Source organism: Rhizobium sp. Root1204 (genome assembly GCF_001424965.1).
Classification (GTDB): Bacteria; Pseudomonadota; Alphaproteobacteria; order Rhizobiales; family Rhizobiaceae; genus Pararhizobium.
Genome location: NZ_LMCZ01000034.1, coordinates 545,623 through 570,307 on the forward strand (window position 1 = coordinate 545,623; position 24,685 = coordinate 570,307).

A 24,685-nucleotide genomic window follows, 5' to 3' on the forward strand; every position below is an offset into this window, starting at 1 on the left:
TTGTGACCTTAAGCTGATGCAGCGAGTTTATCGTGGTCAGAGGCCGAGAAACTGGAACAGTTTGGCGTCCTTGAACGAAGGGGTCGCGTCGCCCGAATAGGTGTGATCCTGGTTTTCGCCAAGGTCGAGTTTCTTGACCTTGCCAGTCTCGGCAGAAAAATCGATGGTTTTGAGATCGACCCAGAAGGTATTGGGCGTCAGCGCAGATTCGAAGAAGTAGAGTTTGCGCTTGTGATCGACGACAGTACGCCAACGGGTCGAGGAGATATTCGGCTCCTCTGGAGTATTCAGACCATAGGGGACCGAGACGTTGCGGATGACGCTGAAGACGCTGGCGAGCGCCCGGTTTGCGTCCTCCTCCTTGGGAATGGCATCGACATAGAAGGAAGCACGCGCAAACCGGTCCGCCGCGCGGTTGGTTCCGGGCAGCATCACGGTGCCGCCGATCTTTTTCCAGTAGGCATTCAGCGCAAGTTGCTCGTCAAACGTCGGAGAGTTTGTCATCACCTGATACTTACGGTCATGGTGGATGACCTGTTTGCCCTTGATGTACTCGATGATGGCGCTGTCGCCTGTCGCGTCCGACAGCGACAGATGCAGCGTCGTCCGCCGGTTTTCCCCGGGCACATTGTCGGTTACAATCATAAAAGGCTCGCGCTCAAGTGCCTCGACGGCCTCGGCCACGGTGGCGAAATTATCAAGCGCGTACTGTGCCCAGGCGGCAATCGTCAAGCCGGGTTTGCTCTGGCCGTCGAACTTGGGATATTCCGATTCGACCAGCCAAAGAACATTGGCCATCAGCCCCGCATCGTTGACGCCATCGGTTGTCGAAATATCATAGCCGGTCGCAACCACGCTGCCGTATTTCGCCTTCCATTTGATCGAGTTTTCACCGGCCTGCCCGCTTCGTTCGATACCGCGCGGCAAAATCCAGAGATTGGTGGCAACGTCGCTCTTCCAGTCCATGGAACGCGCCGTAATGATATTGCCTTCCGGCCCCAGGTAGACAAGCCGCGTGCAGGCTTCGGCGACGGGCGCCATTGCAAGCGTACCAGCTAGAACGGCAGACAGGATAGTGGTAATCAACGTTGAACGTCCATCGATCATGATCATCTCCGATCGTTATAAAAAACTAGAACTGCATGGAAAGACCGACCACGGGTCCATGCTGGGTAACATTCCAGCGGAAATGATTACCGGTGAAATCGTTGGTTTCGTAATCCTGATAAAGCACGCGATAGCCGGCGCGCAGGATGGTCGGCTGACCGAGCATCATTGTCCGGTAGCCGAGATAGCTCTGGGCATTGACGGTAAATTTCGATCCGACATCGAAACCACCGATATCTGCTTCGGTAAACAGGTTCCAGCGGTCGCTCAGATCGATATTGACCCTCAACCCGACGAACGGATCCCACCAGTCCGACTGCTTTTCCACTTTTCGTCCAAGCGCCTCGACCGTTCCCTTGAGCTGGCTCCAGCGCACACCGATCAGCGGTTCGACCGATAGACGCCGCGGCTGGCCGAACACCGTTTCACCACCAAGCGCCGCCTCGTAAGCACGGTAATAGATACCACCCTCGACGGTGTTCATGGTTATGCCGAGATCCAGCTGTTGCGACTGGAGCTCCTCACCCTGACTCGTCTTCACGTGCTGGAGATCGATGAATGCACCCCACGTGCCGTTGGTAACCTCCACATTGCCCATGAAGGCTAAATCGAGATGATCGAATGTGTCGGAGAATGGAACTTCGACATCGGTGTCAAAACCCGCGAGCGAAGCATTGCCCTTGAGCGATGCGGCCCAGACATACGGGCTGACGATTACCCGCCACTCCTTTTCATCCGGGAAACGCTGCTGATCGAAATCAGCGGCTGCAAGGGATGATGCCATGAAGCCTGCCGTCACCGCGAGCCAGGAAACGAAACGGTTCAGTTGCAACAAAACCTCCTTCTTATTCCATAGGATATGGCCGACAGACTATCGCCGTTGCTCATCATTGCAACCTGCAATGCAGGCTCGCAACCAAAAAGAAAAGGCCCGGTTCATCGAGTGAACCGGGCCTTTCGATGCAGTGCCGGATGACCGGCCGCCGATCAATGTTCCTTGTTGGCGTAGACCGACTTCTTCGTCAGGTAGATCAGACCGGTGAAGATCAGCAGGAACACCATGACCATGAAACCGGTACGCTTGCGGGCTTCCAGGTGCGGTTCTGCGGCCCACATCAGGAACGCGGAAATGTCGCGCGAATACTGCTCGACTGTCTGCGGCGAACCGTCGTCATAGGTGACCTGATCGTCGGAGATCGGCTTTGCCATCGCAAGAGCCGCAGCATTGGCGAAGTACGGGTTGTAATGCGTGCCTTCGGAAATCTCGACACCCTTCGGCGCGTCCTGGTAGCCGGTCAGCAGCGCGTGGATGTAATCCGGGCCACCTTCCTGATACTGGGTGAACATGTCGAAGATGAACGTCGGGAAGCCGCGCTCGATGCCGCGTGCCTTGGCGATCAACGAGAAGTCCGGCGGTGCCGCGCCATTGTTGGCAGCAGCAGCAGCCTCGGCGTTCGGGAACGGCGACGGGAAATGGTCCGAAGGCACGGCCTTGCGGGTATACATCTCGCCGTCGGCGTTCGGGCCGTCCTGGACTTCGTAGTTGGCGGCAAAGGTCTTCACCTGGGCCGGCGAATAGCCGAGGCCTTCCAGCGTACGGAAGGACACAAGGTTCATCGAGTGGCAGGCGGAACAGACTTCAGTGTAGACCTTCAGGCCGCGCTGCAGCTGGCCCTTGTCATAGTGACCAAACGGTCCGGCAAAAGACCACTTTTCCTGCTCCGGCTTGTGGATCGGGTAGTGCGGCGTAGCGCCAGCGTGCTCTTCCTCGGCGGCAGCACCAGCAGGCTTGGCTTCACCGGTTTCAGCGGCGAACACCATGCCTGCACCAAGTCCGGCGACGACTGCGAGCGAAAGAATGCCTGTAACAAGCTTTTTCATTGTTTTGGGTTCCTTGATCTTCGCAGACATCACGCAGCAACAGGCTTTTTCTTCGCAGCCTGTTTTTCCAGAACCGCCTCGGTAATGGAATTCGGGATGCGCTTCGGTGTCTCGATCAGGCCGAGAACCGGCATGATGACGAGGAAAAAGCCGAAGTAGTAGAGAGTGCCGAGCTGCGACATCACGACATAGAGACCTTCAGCAGGGCGCGAGCCCAGCCAGCCGAGCAGGATGGCATTGATGACGAAGAGCCAGAAGAACAGCTTGTACCAGGGACGGTAGACGGCGGAGCGAACCTTCGACGTATCGAGCCAGGGCAGGAAGAACAGGATGATGATCGCACCGAACATCACCAGAACGCCGCCAAGCTTGGAGTCGATCGGGCCAACATTGAAGGTGATGGCGCGCAGCATCGCGTAGAACGGCAGGTAGTACCATTCAGGGACGATGTGAGCCGGGGTCTTCAGCGCGTTAGCCGGAATGTAGTTGTCCGGATGACCGAGGAAGTTCGGCATGTAGAAGACGAACCAGGCGTAGAACAGCAGGAACACCGATACACCGAGTGCGTCCTTGAGGGTCGCATAAGGCGTGAAGGCAACCGTGTCCGTCTTGGTCTTGACTTCAACACCGGTCGGGTTGGTCTGGCCAACGACATGCAGCGCCCAGATATGCAGGACAACGACACCGGCGATCATGAACGGCAAGAGGTAATGCAGCGCAAAGAAGCGGTTGAGCGTCGGATTATCGACGGCAAAGCCACCGAGCAGGAACTGCTGGATCCATTCGCCGACAAGCGGAAAGGCCGAAAAGAAGCCGGTGATAACCGTGGCGCCCCAGAAGGACATCTGACCCCAGGGCAGAACGTAGCCCATGAAGCCGGCAGCCATCATCAGAAGGTAGATGACAACGCCGAGGATCCAGAGGATTTCGCGCGGAGCCTTGTACGAGCCGTAATAGAGACCGCGGCCGATATGCAGGTAGACGGCGATGAAGAAGAACGACGCACCGTTGGCATGCATGTAGCGCAAGAGCCAACCCTGATTGACATCACGCATGATCTTTTCGACGGAGTTGAAGGCAACCGTCGTTTCTGCGGCATAGTGCATGGCGAGAACAACGCCGGTCAGGATCTGGATGATCAGCATGACCGAAAGCATGGCGCCGAATGTGTAGGCGTAGTTCAGATTGCGCGGAACCGGATAGGAAACGAAGCTGTCATGCACGAGCCGCGGCAGCGGCAGGCGCGAATCCACCCATTTCTCGATACCGGACGTCGGCGTATAGGTTGAATGATCACCACTCATAATCAGTATTCCCCTCAACCGATCTTGATGACTGTGTCGGTAGCGAACGCAAAGGTCGGTACGGCGAGGTTCTGCGGTGCCGGGCCCTTACGGATACGGCCGGCCGTATCGTAGTGAGAGCCATGGCAGGGACAGAACCAGCCGCCAAAATCGCCAGCCTGGCCGAGCGGAACGCAACCGAGATGCGTGCAGGAGCCGATCATGACGATCCAGTTTTCTTTTTCCTTGCCGGCGGAGCGATCAAGGTCTGTCGCAGTCGCATCGGCCGGGAGGTTGGCATTGCGCGCAACCGGGTCTTTCAGGTCGGCAAGCGCAACAGCATTGGCTTCCTCGACTTCCTTGTCGGTACGGTTACGGATGAACACCGGCTTGCCGCGCCATTTCACCGTCAGCGACATCCCCGGCTGAAGGCTGGCAACATCGACTTCGATCGAAGCGAGTGCCAAGGTCGAGGCGTCAGGGCGCATCTGGTCGATGAACGGCCATGCAACGGCTGCCGCACCGACCGCACCGGCCATGCCGGTGGTCAAGTACAGGAAATCGCGGCGAGTGGGCTCGCCCGAGGTTTCGCTTGATATCTCGTGTTCGCTCACGGCTAAACCATCCTCTCACGCAATGTATGCGGAAACCGCACTGTCCCCGGCGTCGATCCGCGCCCCGTGCTGACACTTGAGCGAAAGAACAGCGCCAAATCAATAAGCCTCTATGCACGATTCGAAGAAAACTTTCGCCTTCCGCGCTCATGCACCAAAACCGGGCAAACCTTGCCCATCCCAAAAAACGGCAGATTCCCCCGGCATTCCGGCGCGTTCTATGCTTGATCGTTGGGGATGTCTAGCCTTGAGCGCAAGAGGTGAGCCACATTGTCGCGGGAAAACCGAAGCCAATGTTCGCAAACCGCTTTTCGCCGCCCGGCATGATCAAAACACGGCATCACAAGGCCGTCTGGCGACACCTGGGTGCGTTATTCGGCCGCAGCCTCGCGGGCGAGAAATCCGCCGGATTGCCGCAGCCAGAGATCGGCATAGAGACCGCCTGCCGCGATGAGCTGCTCATGGGTACCGTCTTCGACGATCCGGCCCTGATCCATGACTATCAGGCGGTCGAGTGCGGCGATGGTGGAGAGCCGGTGGGCGATCGCCAGCACGGTCTTGCCATGCATCAAACGGTCAAGATTGGACTGGATGGCAGCCTCGACCTCCGAATCGAGTGCCGAGGTCGCTTCATCAAGCACCAGGATCGGCGCATCCTTCAGCATCACCCGCGCAATCGCCACGCGCTGCCGCTGTCCGCCCGACAGCTTGACGCCGCGCTCGCCGACATGGGCGTCAAATCCCCAGCGGCCGCGCTGGTCTTGCAATCTCTCAATGAAATCCAGAGCTTCGGCCTTTTCGGCCGCCTCGCGCAGGCCGTGTTCGTCGGCATCCGGACGGCCGAAGAGGATATTGTCTCGGATCGATCGATGCAGCAGCGATGTATCCTGGCTGACGACACCGATCTGCATGCGAAGCGTTTCCTGCCGCACCATCGAGATGTCCTGCCCATCGATCAGAATACGGCCGGCTTCCAGGTCGTAAAAGCGTAGAAGCAGATTCACGAGTGTCGTCTTGCCAGCCCCTGAGCGGCCGACAATACCGATTTTTTCACCCGGCTTGACGGTCAGCGACAGGTTATCGATGACGCCCTGCCCTTTGCCGTAATGGAACCGGATATTGTCAAAACGGATCGCCGGGCTGTTGACGACGAGGCTTGGCGCATCCGGCTGATCGACAAGCTGCACCGGCTGGGAAATCATTTCGGCGGCGTTCTGGATCGTGCCGATATTGCGCATGATGCCGTTGAACTGCACCATCATCCGGCTCAACAGAAAATTCAGCCGTAGGATCAGCGCCATTGTGAACGCGACGGCACCCGAGCTGATCGCGCCGGACAGCCACAGGTCGATGCTCATCGCCGCCATGGTAACGATCATGATCCCCGACAGAAGCGCCATCGAGGCACGCACGCCGGTAATGAACCGGGTGAAGCGGATGATCGTATCTTGGAAGATATCGAAGCCCTGCCGCATGTAGCGGTCGTTTTCCTCGTCGCGGGCAAACAGTTTGAGCGTCTGCATGTTGCTGTAGGCGTCGACCATACGGCCGCTGAGCATCGAGGACGCTTCGGCCGTCTCCTTGGAGTGCTGACGGATACGCGGCACGAAATAGCGGGCAAGGAAGCCAAAGCCGACCAGCCAGAAGAACACGACCACCGCGAGCGACAGGTCAAGTTGACCAACCAGCACCAGTGTCGAGACCGAATAGATGCCGACGAACCAGACGCTTTCCATCAATGACGTGACGACATCGCCGACCGCCTGCCCGCCCGACCAGACCTTGGTGACGATGCGGCCGGAAAAATCGTTCTGGAAGAAAGACAACGATTGCCGCGACACATGCAAATAGGACTGCCAGCGCACCAGATTGTAGAAACCCGGCGTGATCACCTGCTGATCGACCAGGGACATCAGCAGCGATACGACGAAGCGGACGACACCGATCAGGACGAGCATGCCGAACAGCTCGGTGCCGTGTGCCGCAAGCAGCCCGCTCCAGCCGTCGCCAGGTTTGACGGTTGCAAGAATATCGACGACGCGGCCGACGAACCAGAACAGTGTCGCCTCGATCGCCGCCGTCATGCCGCCGAGAACCAGCATGGCAATGAACGGTGCCTTGGCCTGCCTGATATAGAACCAGATATACGGGATCAGCCGTTCAGGCGGCTGCAGGCTGTCGCGCGCTGCGAAAGGCTGTATCCAGTTTTCGAAAGTGGCAAACAGGGCGCGCAAGAACATATGTCCGATATAGGCGGTTTCGCGCGTACGGCAATCGCTAATCGGCCGCAGGCGCCGGTGATTTCGATTACAAATCCGTCATGTTCCCAAGGTGGGATTGAGGTCTGATTTTCCGTCGTCATCGTGGTCTGCACAAGGATAAAGGCAAAATTCGACTTCATAGCCAAGCGCTGAAACCAGCGCCATGGTCGAGGGTTTGAGGCCAAGGCACAAGGGCGGCACCGTCATACTGTCAAAATACACAGCGATGCGAATAGCGTGGCCATGTCCGAGAGGCCGCAGTGCCGAAATCTGGGCCGCATAGGCATCGACATGCAGCGCCACATACGTACGCGCACACGGCTCGCCGGTGGCCAGTTGCGGCGGTTCGGCGAGGAACCCGCCGTTCTTTCCGTAGCGGCATCCCCAGTCCGGATTGGCAGCGGCGAAGGCATCGAAAGCCTCCGTTCGCTCACCCTGGATCAGGATGTCAAATTCAAAACCGATATCGCTCACGCCGATCGTTCCGGGAGATACCATGTGGAAAGTTCGAAGGCGGCCTATTCGGCCGCCTCCTCCTTCTGGTTTGCCGCATCCCCATCCTCGGCGAGGAAGCCACCGGACTGCCGCGACCAGAGATCGGCATAAAGACCGCTATGGCTGACCAGCTCGGCATGGCTGCCGGTCTCGACGATCTTGCCGGCCTCAAGAATGACCAGCCGGTCCATCTCCGTCAGCGTCGACAGGCGGTGAGCGATCGCGATCACCGTCTTGCCCTTCATCAGGGCAAACAGGTTTTCCTGGATCGCGGCTTCCACTTCCGAATCGAGCGCCGAGGTCGCCTCATCGAGGATCAGGATCGGCGCGTCCTTCAGGAAGACACGAGCAATCGCGATCCGCTGGCGCTGGCCGCCCGAGAGCTTGACGCCGCGTTCGCCGACCTGCGCATCGAGCCCCCTGCGGCCCTGGTTATCCTCGAGCAACTCGATGAAGTCCCAGGCATTGGCCCGCTTGGCGGCGGCGATGATGGCTGCATCGTCGGCTTCCGGATGACCATAGGCAATGTTGTCACGGATGGACCGGTGCAGCAGCGACGTATCCTGCGTCACCACGCCGATCTGCGCGCGCAGGCTGTCCTGCGTTGCCTTGGAAATGTCCTGCCCGTCGATGCGGATCGTGCCGGATTCAAGATCGTAGAAGCGTAACAGCACGTTCATCAGCGTCGTCTTGCCGGCGCCTGAGCGTCCGACCAGACCGATCTTCTCACCCGGCTTGATAGCGAGCGAGAGGTTTTCGATCACGCCCTTGTTCTTGCCGTAGTGGAAACCGATGTTTTCGAACGCGATGGCCCCCTGCGGCGCCTTCAGCACTTTGGCATCGTCATTGTCGACGATGTCATGCGCCTTGGTCATCATGCTCATGCCATCATAGACGGTGCCGATGTTTTCAAACAGCGCCGAGACTTCCCACATGATCCACTGCGACATGCCGTTGATACGCATGGCGAGCGACACGGCAATGGCGATCGAGCCGACCGACATGCCGCTGGTCATCCAAAAATAGATGCCAAGCGCCGAGATCGCAAACAGCGCGATGCAGTTGTTCGTATAGACGAGAACGTGGAACAGCGTCACCTTGCGCATCTGCCGATGTACAGTCTGCAGGAACGCATCCATGCTTTCTTTGGCATACACCTCTTCGCGGCCGGCATGCGAGAACAGCTTGACGGTGGCGATATTGGTATAGCTGTCGACGACGCGGCCGGTCATCATCGAGCGCGCATCCGCCTGATCCTTGGAGATCTTGCGCAGGCGCGGCACGAAGTACGTGACGATGCAGACGTAGATGATGATCCAGATGACCAGAGGCGCAAGCAGCCGCCAGTCGGCCGCCGCAACGACAACAAGCATTGAGATGAAATAGGCAACGACATAAACGAAGACGTCGAGGATCTTCATCACCGTTTCGCGCACGGCAAGCGACGTCTGCATCACCTTGGTGGCGACACGGCCGGCAAACTCGTTGGCAAAGAAGGTCATGCCCTGCCGCAGCAGATAACGATGCATCTGCCAGCGCGCGATCATCGGATAATTGCCGAGCAGAATCTGGTGCATGATGACGGAATCGATGGCGACAACCGTCGGCAGGCCGATCAGGATGAGCGCGCCCATCCAGATCAGTTTGGTGCCTTCGCTTTGCAGGAACGTATCCTGCTTGGCCGATGACAACCAATCGACGACATTGCCGAGAAACTGGAACAGCGCCACTTCGCCGATCGCGATCAGCATGGTGCAAACCGACATGGTCAGCAACCAGGGGGCCGCCGGCTTGGTATAGTGCCAGCAGAATGCAAATAGCCCCTGAGGCGGAACCGTAGGCTCCTCGACGGGATAGGGATTGAGGCGGGATTCAAACCAGCCGAACATTATAAGCTCCTTCAGGAATCCAGTGAAGGAAGGCGGGAAGACCCGCATTCATCGATCAGAAATTAAAAACCGGAAAACAGCTCAATCTTGCACACGAGACGTGTTCGTCCGGAAAGCGGGCGGTCGTGCGCAATAGTGCAAAAAAGGAAAAGCGCGAAACCGGTCAGTCCAAGAGGACTGGAGGCACAGCCTGGAGGCTGTTGGTCATTCGAATATCCATGTAAGCCTCCTATGGTTCGCGTTGCAGATGCAGCAAGACATAGAGTGATTTGCGCCTGTACGCCAGATTGCCGCTGGCGTTTTTTTCGTCATTTTTGTCTCAATCAGGATTCTGTTGCCATTACGGCACAGATTGATTACGGCCATTGATGAACCCCATAAGACTTGTTGATATGTCGCCACATTCGCTCCGCATCGCCCTTTACCAGCCCGATATTCCCGGCAATACCGGGACGATCCTGCGCCTTGCCGCATGCCTGGGACTAGCCGTCGATATCATCGAGCCCGCGGGCTTTGATCTCTCGGACAAGAACCTCAAGCGCGCCGGCATGGACTATATCGCCGCGGTTACGCTGACACGCCACGTCAACTGGGAGCGGTTCGAAGCTGAGAGGCTCGCGCAGGGCCGTCGATTGGTGCTCGCCTCCACCAAGGCCGCCGAGCGCTACACCCGCTTTGCGTTCCAGCCGAACGATACCCTGCTTTTCGGCCGCGAAAGCGCAGGCGTACCGGATCACGTTCACGACAAGGCCGATGGACGCATTATCGTGCCGATGGTCGAGGGGCAGCGGTCGCTGAATGTCGCCATGTCGGTGGCAATGATCGCCGGTGAAGCGATCCGGCAGGTCAACGGTTAGACTTGCCGGCCTGACATCACGCCGCCACTCCGCTATAGGTGTTTTCGGCCCGGGCAGTCTTCAGCGCCCTCGCCCACCATTTCAGCCGCCGCAGCATCACCATCAGTCCGGCCTTGGCTTCCGCCGCCTTGAAGGGATTGCCGGCCGAATCAAACTGCGCCCAGACATTGGAAAAACTGACCGTGTCGCGGATGGTGACCGTATGCAATTCGGCAAAGACCTGGCGCAACTGCTCGACGGCCCGCAGCCCACCCGAGACGCCACCATAGGAAATGAAACCGACCGGCTTTGCGTGCCAGGGCTCATAGCAACTGTCGATCAACTCCTTGAGCGGAGCCGGATAGCCGTGATTGTATTCCGGCGTGACAATGATGAACGCATCGGCCTCGGCGATCTTTTCCTCGAGCGCTTCGGCGTTCAGCGCCGCATCCCCGGCCGTTCCCTTGAGCTCAAGAGGGTCGATGAGCGTGATGCGAAAACCGCTTTCGGCCCACAATTCCGTCAAGGTCCAGTTGACGACCGTGTCGCAGAAGCGGCCTTGCCGTGCACTGCCATAGACGACGGCGATGGTCATTTTCTCGTTCATGTCTGCGAAAGCTCCGTTGTAGATGCGATGGAGCACATGGTATAGAACCTCAACTAAAGTTGAGGTCAATAGACATGCCGGAAAAAAATCGTACCGATCTGCCGCGCCGCGAACTGACTGTGGGAGAGGTCGCCACACGCAGCGGCGTCGCCGTTTCGACGCTGCATTTCTATGAGGCCAAAGGTTTGATTCAGAGCATGCGCAGCCGGGGAAACCAGCGCCGCTATCCCCGCAGCGTCCTACGCCGCATCGCCGTCATCAAGATCGCCCAACGCACCGGTATTCCGTTGGCAGACATTCAAAAGGAGCTTTCCGCCCTGCCGAACGACCGGCAATTGCTGGCGAGCGACTGGGAGCACCTATCGCAACATTGGAAGACCGATCTGAACGAGCGCATCGCCAAGCTCACCGCGTTACGCGACCAGCTGACGTCCTGCATCGGTTGCGGCTGCCTGTCGATGCGCGACTGTCCGCTGCGCAACCCCTATGACGAACTGTCTGAAAAAGGTACCGGCGCCTATCTCATCGAGCATGCAGGCGAGGAGCAGGACGAAGCGGCGGCCTGCATCAAGGGATCACCAGACTGAGACGTCAATCGGCACTCGGCAGACGCCGCATAGTGAATTCGATCTGGCCGCCATCGAGTTGGCGCCAGCTCTCCACTTCGGTCCAATAGGCGGCCTTCGGCCAGGCATCGAACCATTCCTGCGCCTTCTGGCGCGCATCGGTGCGATCGAGCCTGAATGTCTCGCGGACAAACAGCCCGTCATTTCCGCGCGGATTGCCGCTGCGATGCCGGTCGATCTGACGTTTCAGGCCGTCGAGCGGCGGGCCTGCCGGGATCCTTGCCATGAGCTCACCTTTCACCAGTCGAGCCTCTATGATCAAGATAGGGAGATATTCCTGCTTTTGCGAGTCGGAATCACAACAGGGGCATCTGCGGCAGACTGCCCCGCTTATCTCTGCGCCGTTGCAGCCGTGGCAAAAATATGAACTGTCGGACAATATGCGAATCGGCGCGCTCTTTGCCGCTTCAGGCTCCGCCAAACAGGATTACTTTCATGGAACGACCCAACCTGCCGCAGGGATTGCCCGCGGATATCAAAGACAAGAAAGCCAGAGCCACCGCCTGGTTCCAATCCTTGCGCGATACCATCTGCACCGCGTTCGAAACCATCGAGGACGAGTTGACCGGCCCGCTCTCCGATCGCGAGCCAGGCCGTTTTATCGGCAAGGACTGGGTGCGCGACCAGGGTGCGGGCGGCGGCGGCCGCATGTCGATGATGGAAGGCCGCGTCTTCGAAAAGGTCGGCGTCCATACGTCGACCGTCTACGGCGAATTCTCGCCGGAATTCCGCAGCCAGATTCCCGGTGCCGAACAGGACCCCACCTTCTGGGCCTCCGGCATCTCGCTGATCGCCCACCCGGTCAATCCGAACGTCCCGGCCGTGCATATGAATACCCGCATGGTCGTCACCACTAGCCACTGGTTCGGCGGCGGTGCGGACCTGACACCTGTGCTCGACAGCCGCCGGACACAGACCGATCCGGATACGATGCTGTTCCACAAGGGCATGGAGATTGCGTGCAAGCGGCACCCGGTTGCCGACCACACCCGCTTCAAGCAATGGTGCGACGAGTATTTCTTCCTGAAGCACCGTAACGAACCACGCGGCACCGGTGGTATCTTTTACGATTGGCTGCATTCTGACGAGGAAAAGGGCGGCTGGGAGGCTGACTTGGCCTTCACCCAGGACGTCGGCAAGGCGTTCAGCCTGATCTATCCAAAGATCGTGCGCGCCAATTTCAACAAACCCTGGACCGAGGAAGACCGCGACGAACAGCTGGTCCGCCGCGGCCGCTACGTCGAGTTCAACCTGCTCTACGACCGCGGCACGATCTTTGGCCTGAAAACCGGCGGAAACGTCGATTCGATCCTGTCGTCGCTGCCGCCCGTGGTCCGCTGGCCCTGAGAGCAATATCCCTGCACAAACAAAAATCCGGCCGCGTAAACGGCCGGATTTTTTGTGTCTGGTGCGTGGGTGTCAGTCGCAGATCTTGATGCGGCGGATATGCAGGTTGCCCCACTTGTCCCAGCGCTTCACCTTCTTGATGTAGCAGGACGGTTCGTAATAACCGCCGCCGTAATAGCCACCACCGCCATAATAGCCGGTGTTGTAGAAGCCGATTGAAAAACCGCCGTGATGATGGCCGTGATGGCCGCCGGCCTGCGACGGTGCGGCAAACGAGACGGCGGCGAGGACTGCGACGGCGGCGGAGATGATGAGCTTGCGCATATTGATGTTCCCTCTGTTGGCTCCTGATGAGTTCGTCTCATCCAGTGACCCAACGATCTCACGCACCGCTTATCCGCGCTGTTTCGAATGGAACAGAGCTGAACAAAAGCGTTTCCGCTGCGTTATCGGCCAGTAGACGGATCGGAGAACGCAGCCATGGTTTTCAAGGAGCGCACTTTTTTCGGAAAAACCCCGGAGGAATTTTTCGAGGGAGATCAGGCAGACCTCGAAACACGGGTCGCCAATTGCCTGGCCACGGTGGACGGGCTCGATGCCTCGGATGTTGTGGTGGTCTCGAAAGGAAATACAATTGTGCTGAGCGGCGCTGTCGCCAGCATCGAGGAAGCCGAGCGCGCGGAAGAAGCGGCGCGAACGGTCGAAGGCGTGGCCGAAATCGTCAACCGGATCGCGGTTGCCTGATCAGATCGCCTTCAGCGTCCAGCCGACGATTTCGCCGGCAACCTGCGCAAATGCGCCATCAAGGGCAGCGACAAATGCCGGCGCTCCGCTACCACGAACAGGAACAGTCGCGCGGAACGCCTTCTGCGCGCCGACGGTGCCGTTGCGGTCGTTGAGGATTTTGGCGAAAATCTCGACAACGGCGGTATCCGCACCTGCTGTCGATATTTCGAAAGACCGGATTTCGGTGATCACCTGGTAGTCGATAGCAAGCCCCTCGCCCGGCTTTCCGACGCCACCGATCTTGCCAGTGTTCTCGAAAGCCTGGACAAGCTTTGCCTGCACCATCTTCGGCAGGCGGTCGCTCCATTGCGATTTGGCGAGATACTGGATTTCCGAACCTGATAGCCGGATCACCACCTGATCGCTGTCGAGCGCTTTCAGCGCGGTCGGCTCTGGAACAAGGATTTGCTTGCGGCTTGACGACGGACCTTCGATAACAGGCGACGTTGACAGGCTATAGGTGTCGTTGTTGGCCTTGCCGGCGCAGGCGGAAAGCGCGGCGAGGAGAAGGAATGCAAAACAGGCCCGGACCAAACCTGCCTTTCGACCAAACGACACACCGGGAAAATTCATTTCAAACACTATCCTTCGCCAATCAGCAGCAACGTAGAGGCTGACCCGGTCAAAACAAGCCAAAAAAGCAGTCACGCCAGCGCAGACACGGCAAAAAACCGCCCAGGCTTGCAGCCTTGCCACGCAAACATCATGCCAATGGAAGCAATACCCGATTCGCCAGCACCGGCAGCAGCAATTCCTGCTTCGGCTAACCGCGCCGCAGCTTTGATTTAGCGGCGCGTGCGTCCGTCATACTGTTTGACCGTTTCTCCACCGAACAACAGCCGCTGTGGATCCTTGTCGAAGGTCGAGATCGTCGTATCAAGCGTATTGACCGTCCGGCGCGTATCGCTGACCAAAGCCTCGATATCACGCAGGCCCGAGCCGGAGAAGCGCTTCAGGTTTTCGGCGATCGGGCCTATCTGGGCATTCAGGTTGTCGGCAACCTTGCGGAAGGATTCGAGCGTCGCGCGGGCATCAGCCGACAGGGACGGCGCATCGGCATCGCCGAGGAAACCGTCGAGCTTGACGAGAATCCCGTCGACGCGGCTGGACGCGGCATTCAGCTTGCTGGCCATCTGGGTGACGTCGGTGATGGTCTGATCGATATCATTCTGGCGGCCCTTGATCCGCTCGGCGAAATCGGCAACCGAAGCAACCGCCTTGCGAGCATCGGCGCTAGCGGCAGAAACGTCATTGACGACGCCGGTCACCTTTTGCGGGTCGATGGAAGCGATCAACGTATCGACTCGGTCGAGAGAAGCCGTTGCTTTTTCACCGAACCGCTCATAGGTTTCCGCCGTCTTCTTGAACGAGGCAATTGTATCGGCCACGCCCGTGGACGCAGCACTCAAGTCATTACTCATCTTTTCGACATTGCTGACGATATGGTCGATCTTCTTCGGATCGACCGATTTCACCAGAATATCTGCCGCGGACAGCGTCGAATCAAGCTTACCGGCCGCAGCTGTGATCGAAGTCGACAGCGCGCTGACGCTCTTCAGGAACTGATCGATTCCTTCGGAATTATCGGCCAGCGACTTGGTGAAACGGTCGGCATTGGAAATCGTATTGGTCAACGGCCCGCGAACATCCTTGACGAACCCCTGGATGTCGCCGATCGCATCATTGGCGCGGTCCAGAATCTTGTCGGCGGTGGCCAGAAGGCTGGTAACGCTGGATTGGTCGGCGGTCAGTTGTGCTGACGTTCCGGTGTCCAGTGCCTTGCGCAGAATATTCTCTTCACCCTTGTTGCCGCCGCTGAGTTCGATATAGGCGGCGCCGGTCAACCCCTGGATTTCCAGGGTCGCCGTCGTCGATTTCAACACCGGTGCATCAGCAGACACTTCGGTCACGGCAACCGAATAGCGTGGATCGTTGGAATTGATGGCCAGGCTGCGTACCGAACCGACGGGAATACCGTTGAAACGCACCGGAGACCCGACGCTCAAGCCATTGGCTGAACCCGGAATGCTGATGACAAGTTCCGCCATTTCGCCGCTGCGGCCATATTGGGACATCCAATAGACAAAGCCGAAAGCCGCGAAAATGACGGCGACCGTGAAAAACCCGACGATGGCGTAATTGGCTTTTGTTTCCATTGCTACCGGTACCCTTGGGGGACGCCGCCAACGCGGCTCCTTGCTTCAATCAAATTTTTCGTGCAGCGGCTGAGTGACTGAGCGCTGTCAGGAAACCAACTTTTCGTCGTCGCGAACGATGGAACGCGCACGCTTGCCCTGGAAGTAGGACGTCACCCACTCGTCGTCGCAGGCCAGCATGTCCGCGATCGTGCCTTCGACCAGAACCTTCTTCTTGCCGAGCACTGCAATCCGGTCACAGACCGAAAACAGGCTGTCGAGGTCGTGAGTCACCATATACACGGTCAATCCCAGGGTGTCGCGCAGTTTGGCGATCAGGTTATCGAACTCCGCCGCCCCGATCGGATCGAGCCCGGAGGTTGGTTCATCGAGGAAGACGAGGTCTGGATCAAGCGCCAGCGCACGCGCCAGAGCCGCCCTCTTGATCATGCCGCCGGACAATTCGGAAGGGAACTTGTCAGCCGCTTCCGGCGCCAGTCCCACCATGTCGATCTTCAGCCGCGCCAGTTCATCCATCAGTTCCTGCGGCAGGTTCAGATATTCCCGCATCGGCACCTGGATGTTTTCCTTGACCGTCAAAGAGGAAAACAGCGCGCCGTGCTGGAACAAGACACCGAGACGCATGTCGAGCGCCATACGCTCCTCTTCGCTGACCGCATCATATTCGACCCCAAGAATCTGGATCGAACCCGACCGGCGTGGCAACAGTCGCAACACGGTTCGCATCAGCACGGATTTTCCGGTGCCGGACGCGCCGACGAAACCGAGAATTTCGCCGCGATAGATATCGAGATTCAGCTTGTCGAGAACGATGTTCGACCCAAAACCGACGGTCAGATCCTTCACCGACAGGATGACTTCCGTGCCGTTTTCACCGGTTCCGCCCGCTGTCATGTCTTCCCTCGGATTCACCGGCAAAACCTCTTCCATCAGAAATTGATCGCCGCATAGAAGATCGCGAACAGGCCATCGACAAGAATGACCACGAAGATCGATTTCACCACAGACTGCGTCACTTGCTTGCCGAGCGATTCGGCGCTGCCACCCACCTTCAAGCCTTCGACGGCAGCGACGACGCCGATAATCAGCGCCATGAACGGCGCCTTGATCATACCGGCGAGAACGGACGAAAAATCTACCGCCTCCTGAAGACGCGCGAGGAAGGTGGAGAAGGTAATGCCGGAATAGCTCCAGGCCACCACGGCGGCTCCACTCAAGGCAGCAAAATTGGCGATGATGGTCAGAAGCGGCAATGCCACGGTCAGCGCCACCAGCCTTGGAAACACCAGCACGCCGATCGGGCTCAACCCCATTACCTTCAGTGCATCGATTTCCTCGCGCATCTTCATCGAGCCGATCTCGGCCGTGATCGCACTGCCGGAACGGCCAGCAATCATGATCGCGGTCAAGAGCACGCCGATTTCACGCAATTGAAGAATGCCGACCAGATCGACGACGAAGAGCTCCGCGCCGAAATAGCGCAGTTGGAACGCACCCTGCTGGGCAATGATCGCACCGATGAGGAACGACATCAAAAGGATGATCGGCACCGCCTGGACGCCCATGCGATCGATCTGGTTGACGATCGCCGCCGGCGACACGCCGCTATGGCGGCCAAGCTTCAGCTGCGCGCCGCGAACGGCGGACCCGAGAATGAACATGGCCGCGACAGTGTCTTCCCAGGCGGAGACGACCGAATTGCCGACAGGCGTAAAAATGCGCACGAAAAGCGAACCGGATTTCTTCTTGTCGGCCGCCGGTTCGGGCAGTTTCTCCGGCAATGCGTTCATCAATTCGAGATAGCGTGGCTTGTCGCTTGTCAGCTTCACATTGCCGACCTGCGTCATGAAACGCCGGATGACCCAGGCGCCCGCCGTATCCATGGCGGTGACCTCGCTCAGATCGACCTCGCCCGCTTCGCCACCCTTGGCTGCGAACGCATCCAGCTTCGGCGTCGCCAGATGAATGGATACACTGCGCCAATCGCCGCTGAACCGATAAGCCCGGGTGCTGCCATCGTCAGCTTCCGCGAGCTGCACGTCGGTTTCGGTTTTCACTTGGGAACGCGTCACGTCTGTTTGGTCTTCCGGAGATGGCTGCATTTGATAAAACGTCAGCGACTCATAGCCGCTAGAGCCCGGTCTGTCACCGATTGAAACGTTTCCGGATCAAACGGTTGGCTGCTGAGATATGGAAGCCACAGGAGAAAGCCATGACCCGCCAAATGAAAACCGTCGCCGAACATTTCCCGATCGCCGGCAGCTTTACGATTTCGCGCGGCAGCAAGACCACCGCCTCCGTGGTCACCTGCCAAATTTCGGACGGTGCCTTCTCCGGCATGGGCGAATGTGTCCCCTATGGGCGCTATGGCGAGACCATCGACAGCGTGCTCGCTGAGATCGAGACGATCCGGCCGCAGATCGAGGCTGGCATTGACCGCGAAAAACTGCGGCAAACCATGAAGGCCGGTGCGGCGCGCAACGCCGTTGATTGTGCGCTCTGGGATCTGGATGCGAAAAAATCCGGTAGCCGCGCCTTTGCGCTGGCCGGACTTGCCGAACCGGCGCCGCTCACCACCGCCTACACGATTTCGCTGGGCGAACCGGAGGCGATGGCCGCGCAGACAGCACAATATGCCCATCGGGCGCTGCTGAAAATCAAGGTCGGAACGCCCGACGACGCTTCGCGCATCCGTGCGGTGCGGGCAGCCGCCCCGAACAGCGCCATCATTCTGGATGCCAATGAAGGCTGGAGCGAAGCCAATCTGACTTATCACTTTGATGTCTGCGCCGAATCGGGTGTCGCCCTGATCGAACAGCCCTTGCCCGGCGGGCAGGACGCCCTGCTCGCCTCGGTCCATCGCCCGGTTCCCGTCTGCGCCGATGAAAGCGTCCACAAGACCGAAGACCTGCCAAATCTTGCGGGCCTCTACGATGCGGTCAACATCAAGCTCGACAAGACCGGCGGTCTGACCGAAGCCCTGAGCATGCGCGACGCGGCCCGGACGCTCAACCTCAAGATCATGGTCGGCTGCATGGTCGGCACTTCGCTCGGCATGGCACCGGCGGTGCTTCTGGCGCAAGGTGCCGATTTCGTCGATCTAGACGGCCCGCTGCTTTTGGCCCGAGACCGCGAGCCCGGCCTGCGCTACGCCGATTCGCTGGTCTTTCCGCCTCTGCCCGCCCTCTGGGGCTGAAGATGCCACGCAGCAAAGGCGGAACAGCAGCCAATGAAGGCAACGACGGACATCGAATAGAAGCCGTGAACACCGAACCAGGTGTAGAAATAGCCGGATGTGAAGGTGAAGATCGCCGAGAACACGCCAGTGTAGAAGAAATACAGCCCCTGCGCCGAGGATTCCTGCTCTTCCGGAACCCGCTGCACCAGAATGTTCTGCATGCCCGTATGCATGATGGCATAGGTGAAGGCGTGGAAACACTGCAGGGCGAAATAGCCGCCGAAGCCGAGATCCATCGGAAAGATGATCCAGCGCACGACCGCAAGGACGCAGCCCGAAAAGATCATCGTCCACAGGCTGAAGCGCCGGATGATCATCTTGGCGCAGAAGAACATCGCGACTTCAGCAGCGACACCGGCGCTCCAGAGAAGACCGATCTCGGTGCCGGTAAACCCGATATGCTGCCAGTAGATCGCCGAGAAGGCGAACAGCATCGCGTGGCTGCCGTTGACCAGCGTCACACCGATCAAAAGCAGTTGCAGATCGAGTTTGCGCAGGGCCTTCGGCGGCGCTTCTGTCAGCGTCGTCAGCGTCGAGGGCCGGCGCGGCTTGCCGACGCGCGGCGCGATGAAGGTCAGAGCAATCATCAGCAGGAAGCCGCCAGCCATCGCCGGCAGCACCATCGAGCCACCATAGAGGCCGATCATCACCCCGCCCAGCATCGTCGCCCCGATAAAGGCGACAGAGCCCCAGACACGCATGGTGGCATAATCATAGCCCCACCGCCGCACACCAGTTAGCGCGATGGCCTCGACGATTGGCACGTAGGGCGCATAGACGCCGCCCTGGATGGCATAGATGATCAGCACGAACCAGAAACTGTGGGAGACGAACAGCGCCAGCGCCGTCAGCAAGGACAGCACCGCCGACCAGATCAGCACTTCCGCCCGCTCGCCGATCCTGTCCGCCAGCAACCCGACCAGCGGTGCCGTGATGACGCGCACGAACATCGGCACGGCAAGGATGATGCCGATTTCGAAATCGCTCAGTGACAGAGTGCTCAGCCAGACCGGAAAATACGGCATGGCAAACCCGTTAACGACGAGCGGCGCGCAGAAGAGCAAGGCGATACGCGGCACGAAATAGCGCGGCGCTTCCTCGCGAAAGGGAGGCGGAGATGACGGAATCATGGAAGGACCTGACAGTTGCGTCCATGATTTATCACGGCAGCCAAGAGCAGCGCCAGCCGCTAGTTTTCCCTACACTCTTCAACCCCTGCGGTATTATGCCGCCTGTTGCGAAAGAGCCCGCGCCATCAACATTTCCACTTCGGCCGTGTCTTCGCGCACCGCAGGTACGTTGCTCAGTTCCCGCCAGGTAATCAGTTCCATCGTGCCATCGTGATGCTCGGCAATTGCCGTGCAGCTTTCCACCCAATCGCCGGTATTGATGTAGCGTATGCCGCCGATGTCTTCCATCACAGCGTGATGGATATGACCGCAGATGACCCCATCGGCATTTTCCCGGCGAGCTTCGTCAGCTACCACCCGCTGGAATTCGCCGATGAAGTTCACCGCATGCTTGACCTGCAGCTTCGCCCAGGCAGAAAACGACCAATAAGGCATTCCAAGACGGCGGCGGATGGCGGCCAGTCCGATATTGATGACGATCGCGGTATCGTAGGCCCAGTCGCCGAGATAGGCGAGCAGGCGCGCGTTGCGCACCACGACATCGAATTCGTCACCATGCAGCACCAGGTATTTGCGGCCGTCGGCTGCCTCGTGCATATGGCGCTGGGCCACCTCGATACCGCCGAAATGGACGCCCGGAAAGTCACGCATGAACTCGTCATGGTTGCCGGGGATGTAGATGATGCGGCTGCCCTTGCGCGCCTTGCGCAACAGCTTTTGGACCACGTCGTTGCAGGCTTGCGGCCAGTACCAGCTGCGCTTCAACCGCCATCCATCGATGATATCGCCGACGAGGATGATCGTCTCCGCTTCGCTCACCCGCAGGAAATCGAGGAGATAATCGGTCTTTGCGGCCTTTGATCCCAGATGAACGTCAGAAATGAACAGGGTCCTGAAACGCCGGGGTTCTTGCTCTTTCTCGGTCATGCTGCCTCGCAACGGTCTATCGCGCCTCTCTTATGTGCTTTCAAGAACAGACTCTTGTTTCAGGAGAATGACAGCCTGTGGAACCACCCGGCACGCTGGATAAACACCTGTTCCTGAAAACCGGAGGTATACGGCCGTTTCCAAACTGTACGGAGCCATCGTTTCATGCAAAAAGAGCCGCGACGAATAAGTAGGGATTTACGAATATGAGCACCGGCGACAAAGCCAAGACCCCAGCGGTTCCAGCAAGCGGCGACCTTGATGAACAGGCGCTGTTCTTCCACCGCTATCCACGCCCCGGCAAGCTCGAGATCCAGCCGACCAAGCCACTCGGCAACCAGCGCGACCTGGCGCTCGCTTATTCTCCGGGTGTTGCCGCCCCCTGCCTTGCCATCCGTGACGATTCATCGACCGCCGCCGACTATACCGCGCGCGCCAATCTGGTCGCGGTTGTCTCAAATGGCACGGCAGTTCTCGGTCTTGGCAATATCGGCCCACTCGCCTCTAAGCCGGTGATGGAAGGCAAGGCCGTCCTGTTCAAGAAATTCGCCGGCATCGACGTCTTCGACATCGAGATCGATGCGCCCGAAATCGACCAGATGGTCAATGTCATCTCGGCTCTGGAACCGACCTTCGGCGGCATCAATCTTGAAGACATCAAGGCGCCCGAATGTTTCGAGGTTGAACGCCGGTTGCGCGAGAAGATGGATATCCCGGTCTTCCATGACGATCAGCATGGAACCGCGATCATCGTTGCCGCCGCCATCCTCAACGGCCTGGAACTGGCCGGCAAGGACATTGCCAATGCCAAGATCGTCACGTCAGGCGCCGGCGCTGCGGCGCTCGCCTGCCTCAATCTGCTGGTGACGCTTGGTGCAAAGCGTGAAAATATCTGGGTGCACGACCTCGAAGGCCTCGTTTATCTCGGCCGCGAAGTGCTGATGGATGAGTGGAAGTCCGTTTATGCGCAGGACAGCGCCAACCGGATCCTCGCCGACAGCATTGCCGGTGCCGACGTCTTCCTGGGGCTTTCAGCCGCAGGCGTCCTGAAGCCTGAACTGCTGGTCCAGATGGCGGAAAAGCCGCTGATCATGGCGCTCGCCAACCCCAATCCCGAGATCATGCCGGAAGTGGCGCGCGCCGCCCGTCCCGACGCGATGATCTGCACCGGCCGGTCGGATTTCCCCAACCAGGTCAACAACGTCCTGTGTTTCCCCTACATCTTCCGCGGAGCGCTTGATTGCGGCGCCCGCACGATCAATGAGGACATGAAGATGGCGGCGGTGCGCGCCATCGCAGCGCTTGCCCGTGAAGAGCCGTCTGACGTCGCAGCTCGCGCCTATTCCGGCGAAACGCCGGTCTTCGGCCCGGACTACCTGATCCCCTCGCCGTTCGACCAGCGGCTGATCCTGCGCATCGCACCGGCTGTTGCCAAGGCAGCTGCCGATAGCGGCGTCGCCAACCGGCCGATCACCGATTTCGATGCCTATTTCGACCAGCTGAACCGCTTCGTCTTCCGCTCCGGCTTCATCATGAAGCCGATCTTTGCCGCCGCAAAGAATGCCCAGAAAAACCGGGTGATCTTTTCCGAAGGCGAGGACGAGCGCGTCCTGCGGGCCGCCCAGGTACTGCTGGAGGACGGCACAGCCCGCCCGATCCTGATCGGCCGTCCGAATATCATCGAGACGCGCCTGAAGCGCTACGGCCTGCGCATCCGGCCGGACGTCGATTTTGAAGTGGTCAATCCGGAAGGCGATCCGCGGTTCCGCGATTATGTCGACGACTATTTTGCGCTTGTCGGCCGTCTCGGCGTCATTCCGGAAGCAGCCCGGACAATCGTTCGTACCAACCAGACCGTGATCGGCGCGCTTGCCGTCCGGCGCGGCGAAGCCGATGCGCTGATCTGCGGCGTCGAAGGCCGCTACAGCGCCCATCTTCGGGCTGTCTCCCAGATCATCGGCAAGCGCGAGGGTGTGCTGGATTTCTCGGCCCTCAGCCTGCTGATCTCGCAGCGCGGTGCCACCTTCCTCACCGACACCTACGTGACCTTCGATCCGACGGCAGAGGAAATCGCCCAGAAGACGGTGATGGCCGCCCAGGAAATTCGCCGCTTCGGCATTACCCCGCGCGCAGCGTTGGTTTCGCATTCGAATTTCGGCTCGCGGGATTCGGAAAGCGCCTTCAAGATGCGCAAGGCCATGCAGATCGTCCGCGAACTCGCGCCCGATCTCGAAGCTGACGGTGAAATGCACGGCGATTCCGCCATTTCGGAAGCCTTGCGCCGCCGCGTCATGCCCAACAGCACACTGGCGGGTGAAGCCAACCTGCTGGTCTTCCCGAACCTCGATGCCGCCAACATCACGCTGGGCGTCGTCAAGACGATGACCGACAGCCTGCATGTCGGACCGATTTTGCTCGGAACGGCCCTGCCTGCACATATCCTGTCGCCATCGGTAACGTCGCGCGGCGTCGTCAACATGGCCGCACTGGCGGTTGTGGAAGCCTCATACCCCGCCTAGTAGAAGTATAGATTGAGCCGGCTCACAGCCGGCTCAATCCAAATATAAAAGTGATTTTAATTACAGCTTATAGTTTAGATTTGTAAAAACACACGGATAACCAAAGATTGCACTAGACAAAGACTTAAACCGTTATCATGCTGCCCCCATCAAATAACAGGGTTTTGCAGCATGGCTGACCAACAGGCATTCTTTGACCTGCTGGACATTATGGAAAACGAGGAAATCGTTGAACCAAAACGGTTTTTCGACCTGATGCGCAGCACTTTCAGTATCGCAAATCTGCTTTATCTCGACGTCGACATCCTGACCGCGGGTTTTGTTATCCACAGGCTGCACCACACTTTCAGCGCACGCAGTCTCACAACCTATGTTGACAAGCGCTATCAGCGCATCGATCCGATCCTGCGCATGACCTTGGGTGGCGTCAGGCCGGTGGATTGGGCGACGGCCCGCAAACTTCATCCCGATAGCGAGCCGCTTTTTTCCGCAGCGACACAACTCGGCCTTGGTCTCGACGGCATCACCCTGCCTCTCGCGACCCCCACTCGGCGGCTGGCTTTCCTGGCAATCCAGGCTGATGTTCCGTCCGACGAATGGCCTGCCTACCGGCGTTGCCATCTGCGTGATTTCCAATTGCTCGCCAATCTTTTCCACGCGTCTCTGCTGGAAAGCGACAGCAGAATAGAGCTTACGGACTGCGCCAAGACACTGACCCATCGGGAAACCGAAGTGCTCAGCTGGGCCGCCGCGGGTAAAAGCTATTGGGAGATCGGCACGATCCTGGGCATTTCAGAACGCACCGTCCGCTTCTTCATGACCAATGCCCGGCGCAAGCTGAACGTCGTTTCCAATACCCAGGCGGTCGCGCAAGCCGTCCGGCGCGATCTCATCCCGGCCTTTTGATCATTTCCCGCTCCCCTTCTCTCCCGTGAATGCAATGGACTCGGACGTCCTTCCGGACGTCCGAGTCCATTGCATAT

General features: G+C 58.8%; 24 protein-coding genes. 7 read left to right on the top strand and 17 right to left on the bottom strand.

Translation table 11 applies throughout. The annotated features are described in order from the left end of the window. Nucleotides 1-36 precede the first annotated feature (36 nt). The 8 genes from ASC96_RS23925 to ASC96_RS23960 form a co-directional block, all read right to left on the bottom strand. Nucleotides 37-1,107, bottom strand: a complete 1,071-nt coding sequence (locus tag ASC96_RS23925) for a linear amide C-N hydrolase (RefSeq protein WP_060505560.1) — start codon at nt 1,105-1,107, stop codon at nt 37-39. Between the two features lie 25 nt (nt 1,108-1,132). Beyond that, entirely contained in the window at nt 1,133-1,939 is an 807-nt protein-coding gene (locus tag ASC96_RS23930; RefSeq protein ID WP_244482280.1) for a hypothetical protein, read from the bottom strand. A gap of 155 nt (nt 1,940-2,094) precedes the next feature. Further along, nucleotides 2,095-2,988 (bottom strand): cytochrome c1, encoded by an 894-nt coding sequence (locus tag ASC96_RS23935; RefSeq protein ID WP_060505650.1) that lies wholly within the window; start codon nt 2,986-2,988, stop codon nt 2,095-2,097. A gap of 29 nt (nt 2,989-3,017) precedes the next feature. Then, nucleotides 3,018-4,292 carry a cytochrome b N-terminal domain-containing protein gene (locus ASC96_RS23940; RefSeq protein WP_060505562.1) on the bottom strand — a complete coding sequence of 425 codons (1,275 nt, stop codon included), beginning with the start codon at nt 4,290-4,292 and terminating at the stop codon, nt 3,018-3,020. 14 nt (nt 4,293-4,306) lie between these two features. Further along, nucleotides 4,307-4,885 carry a ubiquinol-cytochrome c reductase iron-sulfur subunit gene (gene petA / locus ASC96_RS23945; protein WP_037095693.1) on the bottom strand — a complete coding sequence of 193 codons (579 nt, stop codon included), beginning with the start codon at nt 4,883-4,885 and terminating at the stop codon, nt 4,307-4,309. Between the two features lie 371 nt (nt 4,886-5,256). Further along, on the bottom strand, nt 5,257-7,125 hold the full coding sequence (locus ASC96_RS23950; protein WP_060505563.1) for an ABC transporter ATP-binding protein: 1,869 nt from the start codon (nt 7,123-7,125) through the stop codon (nt 5,257-5,259). A gap of 78 nt (nt 7,126-7,203) precedes the next feature. Beyond that, a complete protein-coding gene (locus tag ASC96_RS23955) occupies nt 7,204-7,620 on the bottom strand; it encodes a hypothetical protein (protein WP_156397711.1) in 417 nt (138 codons plus the stop codon). 44 nt (nt 7,621-7,664) lie between these two features. Then, nucleotides 7,665-9,530 (bottom strand): ABC transporter ATP-binding protein, encoded by a 1,866-nt coding sequence (locus ASC96_RS23960; protein ID WP_060505565.1) that lies wholly within the window; start codon nt 9,528-9,530, stop codon nt 7,665-7,667. A 392-nt stretch (nt 9,531-9,922) separates the two neighbouring features. On the opposite strand from ASC96_RS23960, the gene ASC96_RS23965 reads away from it, so the two are divergent. Next, a complete protein-coding gene (locus ASC96_RS23965; RefSeq protein ID WP_060505566.1) occupies nt 9,923-10,387 on the top strand; it encodes a tRNA (cytidine(34)-2'-O)-methyltransferase in 465 nt (154 codons plus the stop codon). A 16-nt stretch (nt 10,388-10,403) separates the two neighbouring features. Here ASC96_RS23965 and ASC96_RS23970 read toward each other — a convergent pair whose 3' ends face one another. Further along, nucleotides 10,404-10,973, bottom strand: a complete 570-nt coding sequence (locus tag ASC96_RS23970) for an NAD(P)H-dependent oxidoreductase (protein WP_060505651.1) — start codon at nt 10,971-10,973, stop codon at nt 10,404-10,406. A gap of 74 nt (nt 10,974-11,047) precedes the next feature. On the opposite strand from ASC96_RS23970, the gene soxR reads away from it, so the two are divergent. Then, nucleotides 11,048-11,560 (top strand): redox-sensitive transcriptional activator SoxR, encoded by a 513-nt coding sequence (soxR, locus tag ASC96_RS23975; protein WP_060505567.1) that lies wholly within the window; start codon nt 11,048-11,050, stop codon nt 11,558-11,560. Between the two features lie 4 nt (nt 11,561-11,564). Here the strand turns inward: soxR and ASC96_RS23980 are convergent, their stop codons facing one another. After that, nucleotides 11,565-11,825 (bottom strand): hypothetical protein, encoded by a 261-nt coding sequence (locus ASC96_RS23980; protein WP_060505568.1) that lies wholly within the window; start codon nt 11,823-11,825, stop codon nt 11,565-11,567. Between the two features lie 209 nt (nt 11,826-12,034). Between ASC96_RS23980 and hemF the strand changes: the two genes are divergently transcribed. Further along, nucleotides 12,035-12,946: an oxygen-dependent coproporphyrinogen oxidase gene (gene hemF, locus ASC96_RS23985; protein WP_060505569.1), complete on the top strand. Its 912-nt coding sequence runs from the start codon at nt 12,035-12,037 to the stop codon at nt 12,944-12,946. Nucleotides 12,947-13,018: 72 nt separating this feature from the next. Here hemF and ASC96_RS23990 read toward each other — a convergent pair whose 3' ends face one another. Beyond that, entirely contained in the window at nt 13,019-13,270 is a 252-nt protein-coding gene (locus ASC96_RS23990; protein ID WP_060505570.1) for a hypothetical protein, read from the bottom strand. 156 nt (nt 13,271-13,426) lie between these two features. On the opposite strand from ASC96_RS23990, the gene ASC96_RS23995 reads away from it, so the two are divergent. Beyond that, on the top strand, nt 13,427-13,690 hold the full coding sequence (locus tag ASC96_RS23995; RefSeq protein ID WP_060505571.1) for a BON domain-containing protein: 264 nt from the start codon (nt 13,427-13,429) through the stop codon (nt 13,688-13,690). On the opposite strand, the gene ASC96_RS24000 is transcribed toward ASC96_RS23995, so the two are convergent. The 4 genes from ASC96_RS24000 to ASC96_RS24015 form a co-directional block, all read right to left on the bottom strand. Continuing rightward, complete coding sequence (locus ASC96_RS24000; RefSeq protein WP_060505572.1) at nt 13,691-14,305, bottom strand: ABC-type transport auxiliary lipoprotein family protein; 615 nt, start codon at nt 14,303-14,305, stop codon at nt 13,691-13,693. A 212-nt stretch (nt 14,306-14,517) separates the two neighbouring features. Continuing rightward, the gene (locus ASC96_RS24005; RefSeq protein WP_060505573.1) at nt 14,518-15,888 is read right to left on the bottom strand and encodes an MlaD family protein; all 1,371 of its coding nucleotides are present in this window, start codon (nt 15,886-15,888) and stop codon (nt 14,518-14,520) included. Nucleotides 15,889-15,975: 87 nt separating this feature from the next. Beyond that, the gene (locus tag ASC96_RS24010) at nt 15,976-16,782 is read right to left on the bottom strand and encodes an ABC transporter ATP-binding protein (RefSeq protein WP_060505652.1); all 807 of its coding nucleotides are present in this window, start codon (nt 16,780-16,782) and stop codon (nt 15,976-15,978) included. 35 nt (nt 16,783-16,817) lie between these two features. Further along, a complete protein-coding gene (locus ASC96_RS24015) occupies nt 16,818-17,960 on the bottom strand; it encodes an ABC transporter permease (protein WP_060505574.1) in 1,143 nt (380 codons plus the stop codon). Nucleotides 17,961-18,100: 140 nt separating this feature from the next. On the opposite strand from ASC96_RS24015, the gene dgcA reads away from it, so the two are divergent. Then, nucleotides 18,101-19,084: an N-acetyl-D-Glu racemase DgcA gene (gene dgcA, locus ASC96_RS24020; protein ID WP_060505575.1), complete on the top strand. Its 984-nt coding sequence runs from the start codon at nt 18,101-18,103 to the stop codon at nt 19,082-19,084. Here dgcA and ASC96_RS24025 read toward each other — a convergent pair. Together ASC96_RS24025 and ASC96_RS24030 are read right to left on the bottom strand one after the other, a co-directional pair. Further along, a complete protein-coding gene (locus ASC96_RS24025) occupies nt 19,036-20,256 on the bottom strand; it encodes an MFS transporter (RefSeq protein WP_060505576.1) in 1,221 nt (406 codons plus the stop codon). The genes dgcA and ASC96_RS24025 overlap by 49 nt on opposite strands. Nucleotides 20,257-20,349: 93 nt before the next feature. Next, the gene (locus ASC96_RS24030) at nt 20,350-21,183 is read right to left on the bottom strand and encodes a UDP-2,3-diacylglucosamine diphosphatase (RefSeq protein ID WP_060505577.1); all 834 of its coding nucleotides are present in this window, start codon (nt 21,181-21,183) and stop codon (nt 20,350-20,352) included. 206 nt (nt 21,184-21,389) lie between these two features. Here ASC96_RS24030 and ASC96_RS24035 point away from each other — a divergent pair, with 206 nt between their 5' ends. Both ASC96_RS24035 and ASC96_RS24040 read left to right on the top strand, forming a co-directional pair. Then, nucleotides 21,390-23,702 carry an NADP-dependent malic enzyme gene (locus tag ASC96_RS24035; RefSeq protein WP_060505578.1) on the top strand — a complete coding sequence of 771 codons (2,313 nt, stop codon included), beginning with the start codon at nt 21,390-21,392 and terminating at the stop codon, nt 23,700-23,702. 171 nt (nt 23,703-23,873) lie between these two features. Continuing rightward, complete coding sequence (locus ASC96_RS24040; RefSeq protein ID WP_060505579.1) at nt 23,874-24,608, top strand: LuxR family transcriptional regulator; 735 nt, start codon at nt 23,874-23,876, stop codon at nt 24,606-24,608. Nucleotides 24,609-24,685: the final 77 nt, after the last annotated feature.